This window comes from Mesorhizobium sp. M0185 (assembly GCF_040322175.1).
Classification (GTDB): Bacteria; Pseudomonadota; Alphaproteobacteria; order Rhizobiales; family Rhizobiaceae; genus Mesorhizobium.
The window spans coordinates 1-18782 of record NZ_JAMYSY010000078.1 but is presented as its reverse complement, the minus strand read 5'-3'; the positions used below and the strand labels follow the sequence as shown (position 1 = coordinate 18782).

Genomic DNA, 18782 nt, shown 5'->3' with positions numbered 1-18782 from the left:
CAACAGATAGGGTGGGAAACTGTTCGCGATGTCCTCGCACACCTGTTCGCGATGTCTCCGGTCCAAACAAAGGGGAGAAGGGGAGTCGGCGCCTGCGCTACTTCAGCACCTTCCCATCGGCTCCAAACCGGTATGTCTTTGCCGGATCCGGCGTCGCATAGAGCGTGGCACCCGGTTCAGCGTTATAGACGCCGAAGATGCGCACTGTGATCAAGCCGGCCTTCTCGCAGTCGAGATAGAGGTTGGTGTCGGCGCCAAGGTGCTCGGCATGGACGACCGTGCCTTTCCAGGCGCCGGATTTGGGATCGACGGTCAGATGTTCGGGACGGACGCCGATGGTCTTGGCCGTCTCGCCAAGCCTGGCGCCGTCGACGAAATTCATCTTCGGTGAGCCGATGAAGCCGGCGACGAATTCATTTGCCGGCGAATTGTATAGCTCCATCGGTCCGCCGATCTGCTCGATCTTTCCCGCGTTCAGCACGACGATCTTGTCGGCCAGCGTCATCGCCTCGACCTGGTCGTGGGTGACATAGATCATCGTGGCCTTCAGCCGGCGATGCAATTGCGCGATCTCCAGCCTGGTGTTGACGCGCAGCGCGGCATCGAGGTTGGACAGGGGCTCGTCGAACAGAAAAAGCTTGGGCTCGCGCACCACGGCGCGGCCGATGGCGACGCGCTGGCGCTGACCGCCGGAAAGCTCGGCCGGCCGCCTCTCTAGGTAGGGCTCCAGCGACAGCATCGACGAGGCGATGCCGATGCGGCGGTCGATCTCGGCCGCCGGTGTGCCCGCCTGCTTGAGGCCGAGGCCCATGTTGTTCTTCACCGTCAGATGCGGATAGAGCGCATACGTCTGGAACACCATGGCGATGCCGCGTTTAGCCGGCGGGGTGGCGGAGACGTCCGCCCCGTCGATCACCACGCGGCCCGAGGTCGAGTCCTCCAGCCCGGCAATGACCCTGAGCAGCGTCGACTTTCCGCAGCCGGATGGACCGACGAAGACGACGAACTCGCCATCCGTCACCTCGAGGTTGATGCCCTTCAGCACCTCGACCGGCCCGAAGGCCTTTTTCACGTTCTCGATGTTCAGCGAGCCCACGGCTTCGTCCCTGTTCTAGAGTTTCACGGCGAGGCCGCTGCGCACGCTCTCGTCTGCGGCCAAGCAGACGGCGAGCGACTTCACCGCGTCGTCCATGTGGCGGGTCAAGTCCAGATCCTCGCGGATCGCCTTCAGCACAAACGCCTGTTCCAGGTCGCAGAGGTCCTGATGGCCGGGCTCGCCTTCCATCGACAGCATTTCGTCCGGTTTGGCGAACTTGCCATCCGCGCCGGTCGCCGCGCTGTGCAGGCGGATGGTCGAGGTCTTGGTGTGGGTGTCGATGTCGTCGGACCTGACACCCTCCTTCATGACGATCGACACGCAGCCATTGGGCGAGATCACGTCTTTCACGAAGAAAGCCGTCTCCGAAATCATCGGCCCCCAGCCGGCCTCGTACCAGCCGACCGAACCGTCGTCGAACAGCACCTGCAGATGACCGTAATTGTACATCGACGGCGCGATCTCGTCGCTCAGCCGTAGCCCCATGCCGCGCACCTCGACTGGTCTGGCGTCGGTGATCTGCAGCATCACGTCGAGATAATGCACGCCGCAATCGACGATCGGCGACGTCGTCTGCATCAGCTGCTTGTGCGTCTCCCAGGTATGTCCGGAGGATTGCTGGTTGAGATTCATGCGGAACACGTAAGGGCCGCCGAGCTTCCGCGCCTCGGCAATCAGCCTGATCCAGGACGGATGGTGGCGCAGGATATAGCCGATCACCAGTTTTTTGCCGTTGGCCTTGGCGGCGGCGACGACGCGCTCTGCATCCGCGACGGTGGTTGCCAGCGGCTTTTCGACAAAGACATGGCAGCCGGCCTCGAACGCCTTGACCGCATAATCGGCATGGCTGTCGGAATAGGTGGCGATGCAGGCGACGTCGGGCCGTTCGTCACGCAGCGCCTCGTCGAAGGAACGCCGGATGGCGTAGGTCGAAAGCCCTTCCGGCAGCGGCACATCGGAGCGGTTGACCAGCGCGGCGATCTGGAATCCCGGATTGGTGTGATACGCCAGCGCATGGCTGCGCCCCATGTTGCCGAGGCCGGCGATGACAACGCGAAGAGGTTGTTGCGAACTCACTTGACCGCCCCCGAAGTGATGCCGCGGATCAGCTGCCGCGAGAAGATGACGTAGAGGATCAGTACCGGCATGATTGCCAGCGACAGCGCCGCCAGTATGGCGTTCCAGTTGGTGACGAACTGGCCGAGAAACAGCTGGGCGCCGAGCGTCACCGTCTTGGTCTCCTCCGACGGCGCCAGGATCAGCGGGAACCACAGATCGTTCCAGATCGGGATCATGGTGAAGACCGCGACCGTCGCCATCGATGGTCGCACCAGTGGCAGCACCAGGCGAAAGAAGATGGTGTATTCCGAGAGACCGTCGATGCGCCCGGCGTTCTTCAGATCGTCGGAGACCTGCTTCATGAATTCCGAGAGGATGAAGACGGCAAGCGGCAGGCCTTGCGCCGTATAGACCAGGATCAGCGCCGTCAGCGTGTTGACTAGCCCGCTCGCCACCATCAATTGCAGGATGGCGACGGTGGCAAGGCGGATCGGGATCATGATGCCGAGCGCCAGATAGAGCCCCATCAGCGAATTGCCGCGGAAGCGGTATTCCGACAGCGAGAAAGCCGCCATGGCGCCGAACAAAAGCACGAAGAACAGCGAGGCGACGGTGACGACAAGGCTGTTCTGGAAATAGTGGATGAAATCGCCCTGGCCGATCACCGTCGTGTAGCCGATTAGATCGAAGGTTTTCGGCGTCGGCGGCGCCAGCGGCGCACCGAAGATGGCGGCGCGCGACTTGAATGAGTTGACGATGACGATGATTACCGGAAACAGCGCGATCGCCGTGTAGGTCAGAAGGATCGCATGCGCGCCAATGGTGCGGGGCAGCGAGCGGGTTGCCGTGCTCATGTGGCGCCTCAGAACTGGTAGCGACGCAGGCGCGTCTGCACGAGGAACAGATAGACGCAGACGCCGCCGAGGATGATCAGGAACATCATCGTGGCGATCGCCGCGCCCATGTTGGGATCGCCGACCTGCAGCTGGAAACCGAAGAAGGCGCGGTAGAGGAAGGTGCCGAGAATATCCGTTGAATAGTTCGGCCCGGCCAGCGCGCCTTGCGCGGTGTAGATCAGGTCGAAAGCGTTGAAATTGCCGACGAAGGTCAGGATCGAGATGATGCCGATCGACGGCAGGATGAGCGGCAGCTTGATCTTCCAGAACTGCGCCATCCCGGTGATGCCGTCGCATTCGGCCGCTTCGATCACCTCTTCGGGAATGGACAGCAGTGCCGCATAGATCAGCATCATCGGGATGCCGACGAACTGCCACACCGAGATCAGGCTGAGCGCGGTCAGCGCATATTGCGCCTTGCCGAGCCAGGGCGTGAACAGGCTTTTCAGGCCGACAAGGTCCATCATATGCGGCGCCACGCCCCATAGCGGCGACAGGATCAGCTTCCAGGCGAAGCCGACGATGACGAAAGACAGGATCGTCGGCACGAAGATCGCCGTGCGGTAGAAGGCGGAAAACCGTAGCCTGGGGCTGGACAGAAGTGCGGCCAAAAGGACGCCGATCGGGTTCTGCACCAGCATGTGGATGACGAAGAACCAGACATTGTTCCTGAGCGCGTTCCAGAAATTGACCGACCAGTTGGGATCACCGAACAGCATGCGGAAATTTTCCAGTCCGACGAAGACCTGCGACTGATTGATGTTGCGGAACAAGGAAAGCTGCAGCGTGCCGGCCAGAGGCAGGATCATGATCGCCGTATAGACCAGCAACGCCGGCGCCAGGAAAACGCCGATATGCCAACGGAACGGTCTTTTCGGTGCTGCGGCCATGCGTTCGGTCCCCGCCGATCAGGTCTTGCTATTGCCGTCAAAGGGCGCGGCGCCTCCCTCCCCCTCGAGGGGAGGGTGCCTCGCAAAGCGAGGCGGGTGGGGTCGGCAGAGGCAGCGCGCCATCGTCGTTCGACCGTGCTTTCCAGCAGCGATCAAGCCGCAGCCTGCCTCGACCGACCCCCTCTGTCGCCTTCGGCGACATCTCCCCCCCTCGAGGGGGGAGACAACGCTTCGCCGCGCTCTTACTTGGCCGGCTTGTACCAGCTGTCGAGGCCGTCCTGCAGCTTCTTGGCGGCAGCTTCCGGCGTGTCGGTGCCGTTGATGACGTTGGCCGATTCAACCCACGTCTCGTTTTCGAGGTTCGGCGTGCCGCGCGACAGGATCTGGTAGGTCGAGCGGATCGTCGACTTGCACTTGCCGCGCCAGGAGACGAATTCCTGGGCCAGCGGGTCTTCCATCTTCACCGGGGTGTTGTTCAGGCTGAAGAAGCCCGGCAGCGCGTTGGCGTAGATGGTGGCGAAATCCGGCGAGGCCACCCAGGACAGGAAGGTCTTGGCCGCATCCGCGTTCTTCGAGGCCGCATTGAGGCCCATGCCGATGTCGGTGTGGTCGGAGATGTAGCAGGTGTCGCCGGCCTTCTGCACCGGCGGCGGGAAGGCGCCCATCTTGAACTGCGCCTGCGTGTTGAACAGGCCGATTTCCCACGAGCCGGCCGGGTAGATGGCGGCGCGGCCGAGCGTGAACAGGTTCTGGCTGTCCGGATAGGTCTGCGCCTCGAAGCCGTCGCCGAGATAGTCCTTCCACTTGGCCAGTTCCTTGTAGGGCTCGACCCACTGCGGATCGGTCAGCTTCTGCTCGCCCTTGATCAGCGCCAGACGGCCTTCCTCGCCCTTCCAGTAATTCGGGCCGATGTTCTGGTAGCCCATGGTCGCCGCTTCCCAGAGATCCTTGGTGCCCATCGCCATCGGGATGTAGGTGCCGTCGGCCTTGATCTTGTCGAGCGCGGCGAAGAATTCGTCGCGCGTCTCCGGCACCTTGATGCCGAGCTTGTCGAAGGCGTCCTTGTTGTAGATGAAGCCATGGATGACGGAGGCCATCGGCACGCAGAAACTCGACTTGCCGTCGTCGGTCTGCCAGGCGGCCTTGGCGACGTCGGAGAAGTTCTCCATGCCGGGCAGGGTCGAGATGTCGGCGAGGTTGCCCTTCTTGAAGAGCTCCAGCGACTTGTCGAACGGGCGGCAGGTGATCAGGTCGCCGGCCGAGCCGGCGGCGAGCTTGGCGCCGAGGGCGGCGTCATATTCGGTTGGCGCCGATGGCGCGAACACCACCTTGATGCCCGGGTTCTTGGCTTCGAAGGCAGGGATCAGCTTGTCCTTCCAGATGGCAAGGTCGTCGCCGCGCCAGCTTTCGATGTTGAGCGTTACGTCGTCGGCATAAGCCACCCCGGCGGAGCCGAGAATGCTGGTGCCGAGAAGAAGTGCCGTCAGTAGCTTCGTTGTCATGCTCAGTCTCCCTGTTGACCTTTTTCAGGTTCGGTTTTGATGAGAACAGAGGCATTGCGCCCCTTGCTCCCCTCGATCGCGGAAAGGGCCTGCCGCAGCTTGTGGCCGGTCCCTTCCAATATCTTCTCGGCTGCATCGGCGCTGGCGGCGCCGGCGGCGAGCAGAATAGCGGTCTTGACGACGCCGCCGCTCCTTTCGAGCAGGCGCGCCGCCTCGTCCTTGTCGCGCCCGCTGACGGCGGCAACGATGCGTGCGGCGCGGTCGCGCAGCTTGATGTTGTCGGCCATGAGGTTGACCATGTAGCCGTCATGGACATGGCCGAGATGGATGGCGGCGAGCGTCGACAGCATGTTGAGCGCGATCTTCTGGGCGGTGCCTGCGCCCATGCGCGTTGAGCCGGCAATCAGCTCCGGCGGCGTTTCGAGCAGGATGGCGATGTCGGCCAGCCGCAACAGCGGCGCATCCCGGTTGTTGGCGATGGCAATGGTCGCCACACCGCGGCGCCTGGCGTCCTCGATCGCCCTGACTGCATAAGGTGTCGAGCCGCTGGCCGAGACGGCGATCAGGCAGTCGCCCTTGCCGATGCCGGCGGCGGCAACCGCTGCCGAAGCTTCCTCGGTGTCGTCCTCCGGCCCGCCGGCCAGTGTCTTGAAGGCCTCGTCGCCGCCGGCGATCAGGATGGCGATACGGTCGCGCTGGATGCCGAACGTGCCCGGCAACTCAAGCGCATCGGCCAGTGCCATCAGGCCCGAACTGCCGGCAGCCGCATAGGCGAGCTTGCCGCCGCTTTTCAGTCTGCTTGCGATGATTTCGGCTGCCGCGGCAATGGCAGGAATGGCGCCGTGCACGGCCTTGGCGGCCTCGATCTGTGCGTTGACCAAAGAGGAAAGGACGGCTTCCGGGGCCTGGATATCCAGTCCCTCGGCATTCTGGTGAAGCGCTTCGGTGCGCGTTTCGGCCATCCGCTTTCCTCCAATCGAGAAAACCATACCAAAAAAATACCACTTGTCCACACGCATTAATGAAATCCTTGCGGCGGTGCAGGCGTGCGAACGAAATTGGCTGATTTTCCAACAAACTACGCCTTAACTTTTTTGAAACGGAAATTAATCCTTGGCTATTGGTACTTTATTGGTATTATCCGCCCGGAGGAGAAATCGCGTGAAATTCGTGCTCGGCATCGATGGCGGCGGCACCAGCTGCAGGGCGGCCCTTGCAACGGCCGACGGCAGCGTCCTCGGCCGCGCCAAAAGCGGTGCCGCCAACATCCGAACGGATCTCACCGGCGCCAGGACGAACATCGTCGACGCAGCGCAGCAGGCCTTTGTCGCCGCGGGCAGGGATCCCGCACTGATCCCGCAAACTCCGGCCGTTCTCGGTCTTGCCGGCGCCAATGTCGGCACCTACCGGCAGCAGCTCGAAGCGATCCTGCCGTTTCGCATCAGCCGTGTCGAGACCGACGCCGAGATCGCGCTGGAAGGCGCGGTTGGCTCCGGCGACGGCGCCATGGCCATACTCGGCACCGGCACCGCCTATATGGCACGCAAACAAGGCAAGTCGCGCGCCATCGGCGGCTGGGGGTTCCAGGTCGGCGACCAGGGCAGCGGCGCCCGTATCGGCCGCGACCTGCTCGAGCAGACGCTGCTCGCCTATGACGGCATCCGCGAAGGCTCGCCACTGACGCAGGCCATGCTCACCATCTTCCGCAACAATCCCGAGGATGTGGTCGAGTTCACCACCAACGCCAAGCCCGGCGATTTCGGCGGCTTCGCGCCCAAGGTGTTCGAACATGCCGAAAAAGGCGACGCCGTCGCTATCTGGATCCTCGACAAGGCGGTCGCCGATGTCGAGGCAGCGCTTGGCGTGCTCGACCTCGGCGGCGACGATCCGCTCTGCCTGCTCGGCGGGCTGGCGCCGCTTTATGCGCCGCGCCTGTCGGCCCGCTACCGGGCGCTGCTGAAACCGCCGCTCGATGACGCGCTGGGCGGCGCGGTGCAGATGGCGGTTCGGATTTTCGCAAACACAGCGGAGGCAGCTCGATGAGTGAGGCCGCCGACCAGATATTCGCGGCGCTGAAACAATCGTCGCAGAGTGGCGCGCCGCTCTATCTGCAGCTCAGGAAGAGCATCGAGGATGCGGTCAAACGCGGGCTGATCGGACCTGGCGATGCGCTGCCTTCCGAGCGCGACATCGCTAGCAAGGCCGACATTTCGCGCGTCACCGTGCGCAAGGCGGTGCAGGACCTGGTCAAGGGCGGCATCCTCGTCCAGCGCCATGGTTCCGGTACCTTCGTTGCGCCACGTATGGAGCGCGTCGAGCAGTCGCTGTCGATGCTGACCTCGTTTACCGAAGACATGGCGCGGCGCGGCATGGCGGTGCGTTCGGCTTGGCTCGACCGCGGCCTCTATCCGCCGTCGCCCGACGAGATGATGGTGCTCGGCCTGGCGTCGAACGAATTGGTGGCGCGCGTGGCGCGCCTTCGTATCGCCAACGACACACCGCTGGCGATCGAGCGCGCCTCGCTATCGACAAGCGTGCTGCCCGATCCGGCGGCGATTGGTTCGTCGCTCTACGCCGCGTTGGAAAAGACCGGCAACAGGCCGGTGCGGGCGGTGCAACGCATTTCCGCCACCAATCTCGGCGATGGCGACGCACATCTGCTGGAAGTACCGTCGGGCATTGCCGGCCTGCACATCGAGCGTATCTCCTATCTGGCGAGCGGCAAGGTGATCGAGTTTACCCGCTCCATCTACAGGGGCGACGCCTATGATTTTGTCGCCGAACTCCGGCTGAGCGGGCCGGGCGAAGAGGGCCGGCCATGACCGCGACAACGACCCATATGCGGCGCGAGATCGAGGAGATCCCGGAGGCCACCGCCCGCCTGCTCGATGGCTCGGCCGCGGTGCTGACGGAAGCTGGACGCGGCATTCGCGAGCGCGATCCGAATTTCGTCGTCACCGTGGCGCGTGGCTCGTCCGACCATGCCGCAACCTTCATGAAATATGCCGTGGAGTTGACCGCCGGGCTGGCGGTTGCATCGGTCGGCCCGTCGATCGCCTCGATCTATGGCGCCAAGCTGAAGCTGGGCGGCTCGGCCTGCCTGGCGATCTCGCAGTCCGGCAAGAGCCCGGACATCGTTGCAATGGCGCAAGCGGCGAGGACCGGCGGTTCGCTGACCGTCGCCATCACCAACACCGCCGATTCGCCGCTGGCGCGGGCTTCGGACTACGCAATCGACATCCTGGCCGGACCGGAGCGCAGCGTCGCGGCGACGAAGACCTTCGTCAATTCAGCCGTCGCAGGACTCGCCTTGATGGCGCATTGCACCGGCGACGACAAACTCCTGGTGGCGCTCGCGCGCTTGCCGGAGCATTTTCGCAAGGCGATCGCCTGCGACTGGATGGCGCTGGCTGGGGCACTCGAGACGCCGAAATCGCTGTTCATTCTCGGCCGTGGCCCGTCGGCGGCGATCGCCAACGAGGCGGCGCTGAAATTCAAGGAAACCTGCGCCATGCATGCGGAAGCCTATAGTGCGGCCGAGGTCATGCACGGCCCGCTGGCGCTGGTCGGTCCCGGTTTCCCGGTGCTGGCGCTGGCTGCTCGCGATGCGTCCGAGCCATCGGTGGCCGATGCCGCCGACAGCCTGGCCGGCAAGGGCGCTGCCGTCTTTGTGACGTCGAACAAGGCAAAGAGCGCTCAGCGCCTGCCGCATGTCGCAACCGGTCATCCGCTGACCGACCCGCTGACGCTGATCGTGTCGTTCTATGGTTTCGTCGAGGCCTTTGCCCGCCATCGCGGCCTCGACCCCGACACGCCGCCCAATCTGCGCAAGGTAACGGAAACCCTATGAGCGACCGTTTTGCCCTGACTGGCGCCGGGATTTTCGATGGCGACGACTGGCACGACAATGCGGCGCTTGTCGTGCGCGACGGCCTCGTCGAGGCCATTGTTGCCGCCGGTGCCATTCCATCCGATGTTGCGCGTATCGAGACCGGCGGCGGCATGCTGGCGCCTGGCTTCGTCGATCTGCAGGTCAATGGCGGCGGCGGCGTCATGCTCAACGACCATCCGGACGTCGCCTCGATCGAGACCATCTGCCGGGCACACGCCCCCTTCGGCACGGCGGCGCTGTTGCCGACGCTGATCACCGACACGTCCGAGATCACCGCCGCGGCGGTTGCGGCCGGAGCCGAGGCGGCACGGAGGAAGGTGCCGGGGTTCCTGGGCCTGCACCTCGAAGGGCCGCATCTGTCGATCGCCCGCAAGGGCGCACATGACCCGGCTTTGATCCGGCCGATGCTAGACTCCGACCAGACGATGCTGATCGCCGCACGGAAAAACCTGCCCGTGCTGCTGACGACGGTGGCGCCCGAATCCGTCGAGCCCAGCCAGGTGTCGGCGCTTAGCAAGGCCGGCATTGTCGTCAGCATCGGCCATTCCGATATCGGCTATGCCACGGCTCGCGCCTTTGCCGAGGCCGGCGCAACGGTGGTCACCCATCTGTTCAATGCGATGAGCCAGATCGGCAATCGCGAGCCAGGGCTAGCGGGCGCCGCAATCGATACCGGCGCATTCTATGCCGGGATCATCGCCGACGGTATCCATGTCGATCCGGCCACCATGGCCATCGCCTTGCGCGCCAAGCAGGGGCCGGGCAAGATCCTGCTCGTTACCGATGCCATGGCGACGATCGGCACCGACATGACCTCGTTCACGCTGAACGGCCGCACCATCCACCGCAAGGATGGCAGGCTGACACTTGCCGACGGCACGCTGGCGGGCGCGGATCTCGACATGATTTCCGCGGTGCGCTTCATGCACCGCGTCGTCGGCCTCGACCTCGACGAAGCCTTGCGCATGGCCTCCCTCTATCCGGCGCAGGCGGTCGGCCAGTCGCACCGGTTCGGGCGCTTCGCCAACGGTACCGCGGCCAACATCGTTTCGCTGTCGGACGATCTGGACATTAAAAGCGTCTGGATCGATGGTGCCAAGGTTTTTGCAGGCAGCCCTGCTCGTTAGGGTTAGCCGGCTTTGGACGTATAGAGGTCCTTGTAGGCTTCGCGCAGCAGGTTCTTCTGCACCTTGCCCATCGTGTTGCGCGGCAGTTCGTCGACGAAGATCACCCGTTTCGGATGCTTGTACCTGGCGAGGCGCCCGGCGATGGCCTCGACGATCCCTGCGGCGCTGATGGTCGAGCCCGGCGCCCTCACCACGACAGCGGTGACGCCTTCGCCGAAATCCGGATGGGCAACGCCGATGACAGCGCTTTCGGCGACGCCAGGCAGCGCGTCGATCTCGCTCTCGACTTCCTTTGGATAGATATTGTAGCCGCCGGAAATGATCAGGTCCTTGCCGCGGCCGACGATGTGGACATAGCCGTCGGCATCGATCAGCCCGAGATCGCCGGTGATGAAGAAACCGTCGTCACGGAACTCCGCTTTGGTCTTTTCCGGCATGCGCCAGTAGCCGCAAAAGACATTGGGACCCCTCACCTCGATCATGCCGACATCGCCCTTGGCAAGTGTTTCGCCGCTCTCGGGGTCGGTGATGCGCAGGGAAACGCCGGTCACGGGAAACCCGACCGTGCCGGCACGCCGCTCGCCATCATAAGGGTTCGACGTGTTCATGTTGGTCTCGGTCATGCCGTAGCGCTCGAGGATGGCGTGGCCGGTGCGCTCTCGCCAGGCTCTGTGCGTCTCGGCCAACAGCGGCGCCGAGCCGGAAATGAACAGGCGGATGTTTTTCGCCGCTTGCCGGTTCAAACCGTCCTGCTGCAGCAGGCGGACGTAGAATGTCGGCACGCCCATCAGCACGGTGGCGCGCGGCAGCAGCGAGACGATGCGGGCCGGGTCGAATTTGGTTTCGAACAGCATCGAGGCACCGGCCATCAGGACGACATTGGTGGCGACGAAAAGGCCATGCGTGTGGAAAACCGGCAGCGCGTGAATCAGCACGTCTGCGGCAGTGAAGCGCCAGAGGTCGACCAGCACCCGCGCATTCGAGGCGAGGTTTTCGTGGCTGAGCATGGCGCCTTTCGAACGGCCGGTGGTGCCGGAGGTGTAGAGGATCGCAGCAAGGTCGTCCGGTCCGCGCGCCACGTCGTGGAAGTCCACGGCCGCCTCAGAGGCCCGATCGGTCAACGAACCCTCGCCCTTGCTGCCGAGTGTCGCGACCGCAGCGCCCGAGTCCTGCGCCAAAGCGCCGATCTCGGTCACTCGCGCCGGGTCGCAGACGATCAGTCGCGGCTCGGCATCCCTGAAGAAATACTCGAGCTCGGTCAGCGTATAGGCGGTGTTGAGCGGCAGGAAGATCGCGCCGGCACGCAGACAGGCGAGATAGAGGAAAATGGCCTCCGGGCTCTTCTCGACCTGAACGGCGACGCGGTCGCCGGCTTCGACGCCCAGCTGCGACAGCACATGTGCCAGTTGAGCGGAGCGCGCCAGCATTTCGCCATAGCTGATCGAGCGCCCGTCCTCTGCCTCCATCAAAAGGCGTCCGGGCGTGGGCATCCGGGCACGGAAAGCATCGAACAGATGGTTGCTCAAAAGTCCCCCCGAGCGGCTGTCTCCGGCCGAACGGCGGCGGTCAGCCGGCCGCCTTGTCCGCCGCTGCCCTGATTGCCTCGATGTTTGCCCGATAGGCTGCGACGCTGCCGCCCTTGAAAATGGCCGCACCGGCGACCAGCACGCTGGCGCCGGCGGCGGTGACCAGGGGCGCAGTTTCCGGCGAAATGCCGCCGTCGATCTCGATCCGGATCGGCCTGTCACCGATCAGCGCCTTCACCCGCTTCACCTTGTCTACGATCGCCGGAATGAAGGCCTGGCCGCCGAAGCCCGGATTGACCGTCATGATCAGGATAAGATCGAGCCGGTCGAGCACGTATTCGATCATCGTCTCCGGTGTCGCGGGGTTGAGCGACACGCCGGCCTTCTTGCCAAGGTTTTTGATCGTCTGCAGCGAGCGGTCGAGATGCGGCCCGGCTTCGGCGTGCACCGTGATGCCGTCGCAGCCGGCCTCGGCGAAGGCGGCCAGATAGGGGTCGGCGGGGGCGATCATCAGATGGCAGTCGAAGAAGGCCTTGGTGCGGTTGCGGATCGCCTTGATCACCGGCGGCCCGAAGGTGATGTTGGGGACGAAATGCCCGTCCATGACGTCGAGATGGATCCAGTCGGCGCCGGCGGCCGCCACCGCCTCGACCTCGTCGCCGAGCTTCGAGAAATCGGAAGCCAGCACCGATGGCGCGATCAGGGTTTTTTTGCTCATGACGCGGTCTTCCCGAACGCCTCGGTTTACGGACCCTCTGTATCGCCTGCCTAGACCATGAGTCGAGTCCGGAAAGTGGAAGCCGGTTTGTCCTTCCGCTGATGCCACGGCTTCAGGTTTTCGCTGCTCTTTCATCTGCCAGCCAAAGAAAAACCCCGCCGGATCGCTCCGGCGGGGTTTTCTTGATCGAATGATCACCCGTTTGAAGTTCGCGCGCGATCCTATTGCTCGAGCTGCGGCTTGCGCCTTGGCAGCTGCTGAAGAACATCTGGATTCAGCAGCAGGCTCGGTTTGCGGATCGGCTGGCACTGGCCATTAATCGGCCGCGCGCCCGGTGCGCACTCCAGCCGCGGTTTGCGGCAGGCGCCGTCGCGCAGCTCTGTCCCACGCGGGCAGACGCAAACGCCACGCTTGTTGTGGATCTGACCGGGTATCGGGCACTCCACCACAACAGGCTTCTTGCGCCTGCAGGCATTGCCTTGCACTTCCGTACCCCGCGGGCAGACGCAATCGCCGTTGGCGTCGTGGATCTGCCCGCGGATGGTGCACTGCTCCGGCTTCGGCTGGATTGGCCGGCAGGCACTACCCCTGACTTCCGTGCCCCTCGGGCAGACGCAATGGCCAGCGGCATTGTGGATCTGGCCCCGAATGGTGCACTGCTCCGGCTTCGGCTGGATTGGCCGGCAGGCATTGCCCCTGACTTCCGTACCCCGCGGGCAGACGCAATCGCCAGCGGCGTCGTGGATCTGGCCACGGATGGTGCACTGCTCGGGCCTTGGCTGGATTGGCCGGCAGGCATTGCCTCTGACTTCGGTGCCCCGCGGGCAGACGCAATCGCCGGCAGCGTCGTGGATCTGGCCACGGATGGTGCACTGCTCGGGCTTCGGCTCTTTCCCCACGCAAGCGCCGTTCTCCAGTTCGGTTCCGTGCGGGCAGACGCAGCGTCCGTCTTCGGTACGGATCTGGCCTTTGAGCAGAACGCAAGGTTTTGGCTTCGGCACGATAACCGTGCCGCCGCCGGACGAGCATTGGCCGTTGCGGAAGGTCGTGCCGGGCGGGCAGACGCAGTTGCCGGCGTCGTTCATGACGAAGCCTGCCGAGCATTCCTTCTTCACCTCATTCCTGATGGTGAAGGGATGACAGGCATAGGCCTTGCCGTGATCGCCCTGCACGTTGGCCGCGCCGCGGGACAACACGTCGCCGCCGCCTTGCACCGGCGTGTCGGGAGAGAGCACGCCGACGCAGTTCTGACCATTGACAGTGCCCTGCAGATTTGCCAGGCGACCGTCGTCGGGAAGCACCACGGTCACGTTGTGAACGTGGCTTTCCCCGGCGCCGAGCGTCAGTTGAGCGATGCAGGACAGAGGCAAGATTGCCGGCTCCGGCGAGCAGCCGAAGGGCGGATCGATCGAGGTGATCGCAACGCCTTCCAGCCGGCCGAGGCCTTCGACGCCGATCGCATCGCCGACGCTAACCGGACCGGAGAAGGCGCTCGCGCCATCGTTCGTGATGGTGATCTCGAACGAGCAGGGCTGGCCGGGCTTGCACTCGGCATCACCGGTCTTCTCGACGCGGATGGTCGAGGCGCCGCCGCCCTTGGCGCAGGCCTGGCCGATCGGATAGACGATGTCGTCTCCCGGAGCCGGGCCGTAGGAGCCGCGTGCGCAGTTCTCGAATTCGCCGTTCGCGGCAACCGTCACGTCGAAATGGCGGCTGGTTCCAGGCGTCATGACGGCGCCGGGAATCTGGCACGACAGCGCATTGGCCGGAACCGGTCCGCAAGCCCATTCCGCGCCGTCTGGGGTGACGGTCTGGATCTGGACCGGCGCTCCGCTGGCTATCAGCGTCGCGGCATCGTTGACCCCTACCGGACCGGTCGGGGCAGTGGTGCCGAGGCTGATGACGGTAATGCGGCAGGAAACGACCGCAGCACCGGCCAGCGAACCATTGCACACCTTGGTGATGCGCAGGGCCGGCTGGCCGCCATTCGGATGATGGATGCGTTCCTTGGCGCAGGCCCTGTTATTGGTGATGTCGTTCTCACCGGGAATAGCCTTCACCTCGGCGCAGTTCTCGACACGGTCGGGCCGGTAGTTGGCCGGCATCACCGCCCTGACGAAGATCGGCGTCGAGGCGCCAGGCAACAGCACGATGCCGGCATTGTCGCAGCGGAACTTGCCGGGACCGTTCGGTCCGCATGTCCATGGCGGCGTCGGGCCGAAGGTCGAGGATGCCGGCGCGCCGCCCGGATAGGTATCGACGACCGTCAGCGGCCCATTATAGGGGACGCTGCCATTGTTGATTATGTCGACCACGAAGGTGCAGACGCCATCGGCCGAACAGAATTCGGTGCGGGCGCGCTTCTTCAGGATCAGGTCGACCTTCTTCTCCACCGGCGGCCGGCAGTCGCGGTCACGATCGCCACGCCGGCAGACCGGGATCGAAGCACAGCCGCGATCGTCTTGCTGGCTGCCGAAAAGCGGCTTGCCGCTGGCATAATTGTAAGTGGCGCAGTTGCGCAAGACGCTGCCTCGCCAGCCTGCGGCCGGCTTGAAGCCGAGCTTGAGGTCGACAGAGGCACCCGGATTGAGCGTGGTCACCGGATGAGTGCAAATCATCGGGGTGGTTCCAGGCGCGCAGACCCAAGGCGGGTTCGGCCCTGAATCGAGGGTGGAGCCGGCCGGCAGGGTGACTTCGTCGAGCACGATCTTGCCGTGGTAGGGTGCATCGCCGACATTGGTGACCCTGATGGTGAAGTCGCAGCCGCCGCCGATCGTGCAACGTTGCACGTCGGCGCGCTTTTCGACTTTCAGATCCGGTTCCTTGTCCTTCGGCGGGCAGCGCTGATCACGCGGGATGACGATATCGATGGTCTGCGTGCAGCACAGGCCCCAGCCCTCCCTCGGGCCGGCATAGGTTTCGATACCGGTGACGATGATGTGGATGACGTCGCCGGGTGAAGCGCCGACGATCTTCCAATTGAGCACACCGCCGCCGGCCGGCACCAATTGCGTGTCGGGAATGATGGTGATGCCGGGTGTCGTCGTCGAAAGCTGCACCCATTTGCCAGCCATCTCTGGGCCGACCGGCATGTGGTAGATGAAGGCGCCGCCGCCGGGCACGCAATCGACCGTGCCGCGCTCCACCTTGAAGCATTCCTTGCCGGGAGGTGGAGGCGGCGGGTTGCACCTGGTGACGTCGATCTTGATCGACGTCTTTGCACCCGTGAGATAATTGCCGTCGTCCGGCTTGCCCGGGTCCTGCGACGGGATTTCGATGCCGGCGCCGCGTTCGCGGCTCACCTTGACCACGCCCTGGTTGTGAACGATCGTCGGCGACGGAAACGCCGCATGGTCGATCTTGGCGGTGATCTGGAACGTGATGACGCGCTCGTTCGCAGCGCCGATGCCGTCGAGATCGCTGGCGGAAATCCGGAAATCGGACACCGTCGCGGTATCGTCCGGGCCAGCCGAACTGCTGATCACAGCACCGGGCAGCGGTCCGCCGGACGCATCGGTGCCGTCGCCGGTCACATGCACGCCGACGATGCGCAGGCCGTGCGGGAGCTGGTCCCTGAAATCGAGCCTGACCTTTTTCAGCACGGCGGCGAGGCCGGGGCTGGCAAGACCCTGCGGATTGCCGCGCAAGCCAAAGCTCAGCGAGTATACGACATAGTCGCAGCCTCTCTGGGTGCCTTTCTTGGTGAACAAGGGCACGATCCGGCCCGGCTCCGGATTGACGGTGCGAGGATTGTCGAAATCGAGCCTGGTATCGGGAATGACAGTGACCGCATCGGCAGGCTTGGTCTTGGCCGGAGCAAGGTCTTCAGCGAAGCCTTGCAGCGGACTCAGCATGGCGACCGCGATACCGGCCGCCATCAGCCAGCGCACGCCGCGCCTGGCGAGTGACAGGGGTTTCATGATGGTCTCCATGACGAATGATTGTTTGCCGGTTGATTGGCTGCTTGTCGCAGGCGGGAAAAATGCGAGATTGCTCATCTTCCCCTCCTCACGGTTCGCAGCTGACGGCTGGGGTTCTGAGCGGCAAGGTCATCTTGCAGCAAGGGTAGTAGCCACCCTTGTCGGTATCGGACTGCCTGTAGAAGCAGAGCCCGACATCGACCGTATCGCCAGGGTAATGGCCGGTGATGCCGATCGTGTATGGCGCGCCGGGCGCATGCGACAGAGGTGAAGTCACCCCAACGCCAGGGGTCCTGGACAGAGCCCTGATCGAATCGCCGCCAAAGCCGGCATGGTCATGGAGATAGAGATCGGCCTCGAGGCCGGAGGGCGTGCAGAAATACCTGACATCCTCGACATCGAGGCAAGGAGGCAGATTGCCGGGGGGCGGAAAGTCCGGCGGATAGAACGGTGGCAGATAGCCGCCAGGCACCTGCTCGTAATAGCCGGCACGGCCTTCGCAGGGGCGCCAGACCTCGACGTCGCCGACATGGCCTTCGACTTCCGGGTCTTCGAAATAATTGTCGAAGTCGACGAACCACGAGCCGAAAGGCGGCATGTTGGCCGGCTTGGCCAGTGCCGTCGGCGTGATTTGCACGCCGTGCACGGCGAGCGGCCCGCCGGCTGCGAGTTGTTCGGCAAGCTCCGGGTTGTCGCGTAACTTGTCGCCGGTATCGACCAGCGTGTCGGTGCAGACGCCGGTATCGAGATTGCCTTCGGCATCGTAGCCATATTGCAGGTCGAGGCCGCCGGCCGACTGTCGGTTGTCTTGCGGGAAGCCGACCGCATATTCCTGCGGCACTTCCACCCAGGCCGATTCCGTCGCCGGATCGTCCGGATTTTCGCGCCAATAGCGGATGACCTCACCCTTGCCGGAATCGGCGAACTGGCTGTAGTCGTAGCGGTTCTCCACCGGGCCGCGCTGGGCCAGGTACATGAAGCCCTCGTTGTCGAAGGCGATGTCGGTGACCGCGTAATCCTTGTCGGCCTTGACCGTCAGTTCCCAGCGCGGGTCGCCGGCGAAACTGCCGTCGCCGGCAACGCCCACCGACCAGATCTCCGCCTTATCACCGACCGAATAATAGAGCCGGCTGCCACGATAGGCGACCGACCAGACGCGGCGCTCGTCCTGCGTGTAGCCCCAGCTGTCGGGGTCCTCGCTGTCGAAGGCAGCACCCTGGATGTCAATCACCGAGCCGTCGTCGGCAAGGGCGGCAAGCCCGTGCGCCGGGCGGCCGGCTATACCGTGGTCGAACGCGTCGAGCAGCGCGCCATTGGCGTCGATGCGGTGGATGAGGCCGGTGTCGAGATCGCTGGCGAAGAACTGGCGGTGGATATTGTCGAAAGTGACGTCGCCGATGCCGGGACCGCTATTGGCGTCGATATCGGCGAATTTCGAGACGGCGCCGGTGATGCCGTCGATTTTCCAGATCGTTCCGGGGCCGCCGCCGTTTTCGGTGCCGAACTGGCCGTCCATGAAGACCGCGTCAGCCGTGCCGCGGCGCTGCCGCTCCGGCCGGCCGTCGGCGTCGCCGTCTGGCGTGACTATGCGGATGCCGTGCAGCGACGTGGCGCCGGCATAGAGGTTTGGAATGGCCGATGGAACGCCGTCGCGCACGCCGTCGTCGTAGGTGATGCCGAACACCTGGCCGATTTGCCCGGCCGTGACCTCGAACGGTGGCGGGGTGAAGACCAATTCGCCAGACGCCGGCCCGCCCAGCCTTGAGACGTCGAAGATGCGCAAGGTCGCGCGCGCCGTGTCGATGAAGGTTTCGTCGACGGGATCGACGCCCGGCGGCAGGCCTTCCTCGAAATTGGGAATGATGGTGCCGGAGAATCCGGTCATTGCCATCGAGCCGGGATAGATGATCCGGGTTTCCTGAGCCTGGGCCGAGCCACCGAGCCAGAGCCCAGTGGCGAGCGCCAAGATCGACAATCCGGTGGCAGCCTGGATGGCGCGGCGCAAACGGCCGGCACGAGAGCGCACGAACGCGCCGTGGTCGCAAGACATGGATCTCCCCCCACAGGTCATCTAGGGCATATACACATCTCGCAGAGCCCATCCATCGGCACAGGCACGGAAGTAGGCCAGGCCGTTGTAGAAGGTGATTGGTCCC

The 18782-nt window shown here is 64.3% G+C and carries 14 protein-coding genes; 4 read left to right on the top strand and 10 right to left on the bottom strand.

Features of this window, described 5'->3' with window-relative positions:
* Nucleotides 1–97 precede the first annotated feature (97 nt).
* The 6 genes from NKJ20_RS32135 to NKJ20_RS32110 all read right to left on the bottom strand — a co-directional run bounded on the left by NKJ20_RS32135 (nucleotide 98) and on the right by NKJ20_RS32110 (nucleotide 6405).
* Nucleotides 98–1096: an ABC transporter ATP-binding protein gene (locus NKJ20_RS32135; protein WP_352749536.1), complete on the bottom strand. Its 999-nt coding sequence runs from the start codon at nucleotides 1094–1096 to the stop codon at nucleotides 98–100.
* A gap of 15 nt (nucleotides 1097–1111) precedes the next feature.
* On the bottom strand, nucleotides 1112–2173 hold the full coding sequence (locus NKJ20_RS32130; protein WP_352749533.1) for a Gfo/Idh/MocA family protein: 1062 nt from the start codon (nucleotides 2171–2173) through the stop codon (nucleotides 1112–1114).
* Nucleotides 2170–3009 carry a carbohydrate ABC transporter permease gene (locus tag NKJ20_RS32125; RefSeq protein WP_023679838.1) on the bottom strand — a complete coding sequence of 280 codons (840 nt, stop codon included), beginning with the start codon at nucleotides 3007–3009 and terminating at the stop codon, nucleotides 2170–2172. The genes NKJ20_RS32130 and NKJ20_RS32125 overlap by 4 nt, the downstream gene beginning before the upstream one ends.
* A gap of 8 nt (nucleotides 3010–3017) precedes the next feature.
* Nucleotides 3018–3941: a carbohydrate ABC transporter permease gene (locus NKJ20_RS32120; RefSeq protein ID WP_352507070.1), complete on the bottom strand. Its 924-nt coding sequence runs from the start codon at nucleotides 3939–3941 to the stop codon at nucleotides 3018–3020.
* Between the two features lie 242 nt (nucleotides 3942–4183).
* The gene (locus NKJ20_RS32115) at nucleotides 4184–5443 is read right to left on the bottom strand and encodes an ABC transporter substrate-binding protein (RefSeq protein WP_352749530.1); all 1260 of its coding nucleotides are present in this window, start codon (nucleotides 5441–5443) and stop codon (nucleotides 4184–4186) included.
* A 2-nt stretch (nucleotides 5444–5445) separates the two neighbouring features.
* Nucleotides 5446–6405, bottom strand: coding sequence for an N-acetylmuramic acid 6-phosphate etherase (locus tag NKJ20_RS32110; protein WP_352749528.1), 960 nt, complete (start codon nucleotides 6403–6405; stop codon nucleotides 5446–5448).
* Nucleotides 6406–6604: 199 nt separating this feature from the next.
* Between NKJ20_RS32110 and NKJ20_RS32105 the strand changes: the two genes are divergently transcribed.
* Genes NKJ20_RS32105 through nagA form a run of 4 tightly spaced genes read left to right on the top strand, consistent with a single transcriptional unit; the run spans nucleotide 6605 to nucleotide 10462 of the window.
* A complete protein-coding gene (locus NKJ20_RS32105; protein WP_352457263.1) occupies nucleotides 6605–7486 on the top strand; it encodes a glucosamine kinase nucleotide-binding domain-containing protein in 882 nt (293 codons plus the stop codon).
* On the top strand, nucleotides 7483–8265 hold the full coding sequence (locus NKJ20_RS32100) for a GntR family transcriptional regulator (RefSeq protein WP_352449609.1): 783 nt from the start codon (nucleotides 7483–7485) through the stop codon (nucleotides 8263–8265). Before NKJ20_RS32105 ends, NKJ20_RS32100 begins: the two co-directional genes overlap by 4 nt.
* Nucleotides 8262–9293 (top strand): SIS domain-containing protein, encoded by a 1032-nt coding sequence (locus NKJ20_RS32095; protein WP_352683876.1) that lies wholly within the window; start codon nucleotides 8262–8264, stop codon nucleotides 9291–9293. Before NKJ20_RS32100 ends, NKJ20_RS32095 begins: the two co-directional genes overlap by 4 nt.
* Nucleotides 9290–10462 carry an N-acetylglucosamine-6-phosphate deacetylase gene (gene nagA, locus NKJ20_RS32090; RefSeq protein WP_352449611.1) on the top strand — a complete coding sequence of 391 codons (1173 nt, stop codon included), beginning with the start codon at nucleotides 9290–9292 and terminating at the stop codon, nucleotides 10460–10462. The genes NKJ20_RS32095 and nagA overlap by 4 nt, the downstream gene beginning before the upstream one ends.
* 2 nt (nucleotides 10463–10464) lie before the next feature.
* On the opposite strand, the gene NKJ20_RS32085 is transcribed toward nagA, so the two are convergent.
* From NKJ20_RS32085 to NKJ20_RS32070, 4 genes are all read right to left on the bottom strand, one after another.
* Nucleotides 10465–11988 (bottom strand): malonate--CoA ligase, encoded by a 1524-nt coding sequence (locus tag NKJ20_RS32085; RefSeq protein ID WP_352449612.1) that lies wholly within the window; start codon nucleotides 11986–11988, stop codon nucleotides 10465–10467.
* 40 nt (nucleotides 11989–12028) lie between these two features.
* Nucleotides 12029–12706, bottom strand: coding sequence for a ribulose-phosphate 3-epimerase (rpe, locus tag NKJ20_RS32080; protein ID WP_352449613.1), 678 nt, complete (start codon nucleotides 12704–12706; stop codon nucleotides 12029–12031).
* A 221-nt stretch (nucleotides 12707–12927) separates the two neighbouring features.
* Nucleotides 12928–16704, bottom strand: a complete 3777-nt coding sequence (locus tag NKJ20_RS32075; protein ID WP_352749527.1) for a DUF7929 domain-containing protein — start codon at nucleotides 16702–16704, stop codon at nucleotides 12928–12930.
* Between the two features lie 10 nt (nucleotides 16705–16714).
* Nucleotides 16715–18676: a hypothetical protein gene (locus NKJ20_RS32070; RefSeq protein ID WP_352749524.1), complete on the bottom strand. Its 1962-nt coding sequence runs from the start codon at nucleotides 18674–18676 to the stop codon at nucleotides 16715–16717.
* Nucleotides 18677–18782 lie beyond the last annotated feature (106 nt).